At 72.4% G+C, this 4,095-nt stretch carries 4 protein-coding genes; all 4 read left to right on the top strand.

Annotation, left to right across the window (positions count from 1 at the left end; all coding sequences use genetic code 11):
• On the top strand, positions 1–252 hold a 252-nt coding region (locus DQW06_RS06245; protein ID WP_117198127.1), incomplete at its 5' end, for a hypothetical protein.
• Positions 253–565: 313 nt separating this feature from the next.
• Positions 566–1,408 (top strand): nitrilase-related carbon-nitrogen hydrolase, encoded by an 843-nt coding sequence (locus DQW06_RS06250; RefSeq protein WP_013156158.1) that lies wholly within the window; start codon positions 566–568, stop codon positions 1,406–1,408.
• 11 nt (positions 1,409–1,419) lie between these two features.
• Positions 1,420–2,829 (top strand): dihydropyrimidinase, encoded by a 1,410-nt coding sequence (gene hydA / locus DQW06_RS06255; protein WP_117198128.1) that lies wholly within the window; start codon positions 1,420–1,422, stop codon positions 2,827–2,829.
• Positions 2,830–2,844: 15 nt separating this feature from the next.
• Positions 2,845–3,855 (top strand): TIGR03842 family LLM class F420-dependent oxidoreductase, encoded by a 1,011-nt coding sequence (locus DQW06_RS06260; protein ID WP_117198129.1) that lies wholly within the window; start codon positions 2,845–2,847, stop codon positions 3,853–3,855.
• Positions 3,856–4,095: the final 240 nt, after the last annotated feature.

Below are 4,095 nucleotides of genomic sequence, written 5' to 3' on the forward strand. Positions count from 1 at the left end.
CCCCCGGGGCCGCCTCCCGCGCCCGGCTTCGCCCGTTCGGGCCCTCCCTCCCCGGGCAAGCCAGGAGGCGCCAGGGAGTACTCCCCCTGGCTGTTCCTGAGCCTGGGCTGCGGCGCCCTGTTCCTCATCGGGATCCTCCTGGTCCTGCTCATCGTCCTCGTCTTCGACGACCGCGCCGAGCGGAGCGAGGGCGCGCTCGGACCCCTCGGACACGGCGGCGCGTCCGTCACCGGGGACCGCACCACCGCCTGACCGCGCGGCGGCCGGGAGGGGTGTGTGTCCTCATCCGAAATTCAGCGGGAAAAAGCCGGAAAACATGTCCTTTCCTCCGAATTCTCCGCGCCACAGAAAGGACATCGCACCCCGTAAGGGCATGATCGCGCAATTCCTTCACCCGGCCGCGCGCGGAGAACGCGGATGTCGGACATTGACCGGCCATTCGACGTTACCTAAGGTGCGACGGCACGCGCACCACCCGCTCGCACCACCGTGCCAGCAGGACATACGCGGACGTAACAACCGTTCTCGCCCGCCCCGGCGGCGCACACGCAGGAACGAGGAACACATGCCGCACAACGTCCGTGCCGCACTCGTCCAGACCGAATGGACGGGCGACACCGAATCCATGCTCGCCGTCCACGAGGAGCACGCGCGCGACGCCGCCGCACGGGGCGCGCGGGTGATCGGTTTCCAGGAGGTGTTCAACGCCCCCTACTTCTGCCAGGTGCAGGACCCCGAGCACCACCGCTGGGCCGAGGCCGTCCCCGACGGCCCCACCGTCACCCGCTTCAGGGCCCTGGCCAGGGAACTGGGCATCGTCATGGTCCTGCCGGTCTTCGAGGTGGAGTCCCCCGGCTTCTACTACAACACCGCCGCGGTCGTCGACGCCGACGGCAGCTACCTCGGCAAGTACCGCAAGCACCACATCCCGCAGGTCCACGGCTTCTGGGAGAAGTACTACTTCCGCCCCGGCAACCTCGGCTGGCCGGTCTTCGACACCGCCGCCGGGCGCATCGGCGTCTACATCTGCTACGACCGCCACTTCCCCGAGGGCTGGCGGGCCCTGGGGCTGGCCGGAGCCCAGCTGGTGTACAACCCGTCCGCGACCAGCCGCGGCCTGTCCGCCCACCTGTGGAAGCTGGAGCAGACCGCGGCGGCCGTGGCCAACGCCTACTTCGTCGCCGCGATCAACCGCGTGGGCGTGGAGGAGTACGGCGACAACGACTTCTACGGCACCAGCTACTTCGCCGACCCGCGCGGGCAGTTCGTCGGCGACGTCGCCTCCGACACCTCCGCCGAGCTGGTCGTACGCGACCTGGACCTGGACCTGGTCGACGAGGTCCGCCGGCAGTGGGCCTTCTACCGCGACCGCAGGCCCGACGCCTACGGCCCGCTGGTCCGGGGCTGAGGGGGCGCGGCATGGCACGACGCACCGTCATCCGCGGCGGCCTGGTCGTCACCGCGGCCGAGGAGACCGAGGCCGACGTCCTGGTGGAGGGCGAGAGGGTGGCCGCGCTCGCGCTGCGCGGCAGCGACGCCGCCCGCTCCTGGGCCGACAGCGGCGCCGAGGTCATCGACGCCGCCGGGCACTACGTCGTCCCCGGCGGGGTGGACGGCCACACCCACATGGAGATGCCCTTCGGCGGCACCTCCTCCTCCGACACCTTCGAGACGGGCACCCGGGCCGCAGCCTGGGGCGGCACCACCACGATCGTCGACTTCGCCATCCAGCGGCCCGGGGAGTCGGTGCGCGCGGGCATGGACGCGTGGATGGCCAAGGCCGAGGGCAACTGCGCGGTGGACTACGCCTTCCACGCGATCCTCTCCGACGTCAACGCCTCCTCGCTCGGGGAGATGGACGCCCTCGTCGACGAGGGCGTGACCTCGTTCAAGCTGTTCATGGCCTACCCGGGCGTGTTCTACAGCGACGACGGCCGGATCCTGCGGGCCATGCAGCGCGGCGCCGCCAACGGCGCGCTGACCATGGTGCACGCCGAGAACGGGATCGCCATCGACGTGCTGGTCGAGCAGGCCCTGGCCGAGGGCAGGACCGACCCGAGGTACCACGGCGAGGTGCGCAGGGCCCTGCTGGAGTCGGAGGCCACCCACCGCGCCGTCCAGCTCGCCCGGGTGGCGGGCGCGCCGCTGTACGTGGTGCACGTCTCGGCGCGGGAGGCGGTGGAGGAGCTGGCCCGGGCGCGCGGGATGGGGCTCAACGTGTTCGGCGAGACCTGCCCCCAGTACCTGTTCCTGTCCGCCGACAACCTCGCCGAGCCCGGATTCGAGGGCGCCAAGTACGTGTGCTCCACTCCTCTGCGGCCCCGGGAGCACCAGGAGCACCTGTGGCGGGCGCTGCGCACCAACGACCTGTCCGTGGTCTCCACCGACCACTGCCCGTTCTGCTTCGCCGGGCAGAAGGAGCTGGGCCGGGGCGACTTCTCCAGGATCCCCAACGGCATGCCCGGGGTCGAGCACCGCATGGACCTGCTGCACCAGGCCGTGGTGGAGGGCCGCATCGGCAGGCGCCGGTGGATCGAGATCGCCTGCGCCACCCCGGCCCGCATGTTCGGCCTGTACCCGGCCAAGGGCACGATCTGCCCGGGCTCGGACGCCGACATCGTGGTCTACGACCCACGCGCCGAGCAGGTCCTGTCGGCCGAGACGCACCACATGAACGTGGACTACTCGGCCTACGAGGGCAGACGGGTCACCGGCCGGGCCCGCACCGTGCTCTCGCGCGGCCGGGTCGTGGTGGACCGCGGCGCCTACCTGGGCGAGGCCGGGCACGGCCGGTACGTGCCCCGGTCCACCTGCCAGTACCTGGTCTGAACGAGAGGGCAGCACATGGACATCGGACTCGTCCTCCAGACCGACCCGCCCGCCGACCTGCTGGTCGAACGGATGGTCCGCGCGGAGGGGTACGGCTTCACCCACGGGTGGACCTTCGACTCGGTCGTGCTCTGGCAGGAGCCCTTCGTCGTCTACAGCCGGATCCTGGAGCGCACCAGCGGCCTGGTCGTGGGGCCCATGGTGACCAACCCGGGCACGCGCGCCTGGGAGGTGACCGCCTCGCTGTTCGCCACCCTGAACGACATGTTCGGCAACCGCACGGTGTGCGGGATCGGCCGGGGCGACTCGGCCATGCGGGTGGCGGGCCGCCGACCCGCCACCCTGGAACGCCTGTCCCGGGCGATGCGCGCGATCAAGGACCTGGCCGAGGGCCGGGAGGCCGACGTGGAGGGCGCGGCCCTGCGCCTGCCGTGGGTGCACGACGGCGCCCTGCCCGTGTGGATGGGCGCCTACGGGCCCCGGGCACTGGAGCTGGCGGGCCGTCAGGCGGACGGCTTCATCCTCCAGCTGGCCGACCCCTACCTGACCGAGTGGATGGTCAGGGCGGTGCGCACGGCCGCGGCCGACGCCGGGCGCGACCCCGACGCGGTGACGGTGTGCGTGGCGGCGCCCGCCTACGTCACCGACGGCTCCGAGCGGGGGCTCGCCCACGCGCGGGAGCAGTGCCGCTGGTTCGGCGGGATGGTGGGCAACCACGTGGCCGACCTGGTCGCCCGCTACGGCGACTCCTCCGACGCGGTTCCACGGGAGCTGACCGACTACGTCAGGGCCCGGCGGGGTTACGACTACAGCCACCACGGCCGGGCGGACAACCCCGACACCGCGTTCGTCCCGGACGGCATCGTCGACCGGTTCTGCCTGGTCGGGCCGGTGGAGGAGCACGTGGAGAAGCTGGAGCGGCTCCGGGAGGCGGGTGTGGACCAGTTCGCGGTGTACGCGATGCACGACGACGTGGACGGGGTCATCGAGGCCTACGGGCGCCACGTCGTCCCGGCCGTGTCCTGACCCGCGCCGCGGGGCGGAGAGCCGGAGAAGGCCGGGACCAGGAAGGCCGCGGCCGGGGACCGGCGCGCAGGCGGGGGACCGCCCGGACGGGACGGGCGTCCGGACGGGCGCGTCCTTGCCCGGGGCCAGGCGCATACCGTCGTGCAGGGGCGGTCCCCCACCGCACGGGCGCGTCCCTTCGGGGTGCGCGGTCCCGTGGTAACCCTCCCGACCCGCCCACGACACCTGTGCGCCTTGTGA

The organism is Nocardiopsis sp. TNDT3, assembly GCF_003427465.1.
In the GTDB taxonomy this organism is placed as follows: domain Bacteria; phylum Actinomycetota; class Actinomycetes; order Streptosporangiales; family Streptosporangiaceae; genus Nocardiopsis; species Nocardiopsis dassonvillei.

What these genes read in the sequence shown, in the direction of transcription:
- DQW06_RS06250 (WP_013156158.1), top strand. Translation starts at nt 566, where the DNA reads ATGCCGCACAACGTCCGTGCCGCACTCGTCCAGACCGAATGGACGGGC.
- hydA (WP_117198128.1), top strand. Translation starts at nt 1,420, where the DNA reads ATGGCACGACGCACCGTCATCCGCGGCGGCCTGGTCGTCACCGCGGCC.
- DQW06_RS06260 (WP_117198129.1), top strand. Translation starts at nt 2,845, where the DNA reads ATGGACATCGGACTCGTCCTCCAGACCGACCCGCCCGCCGACCTGCTG.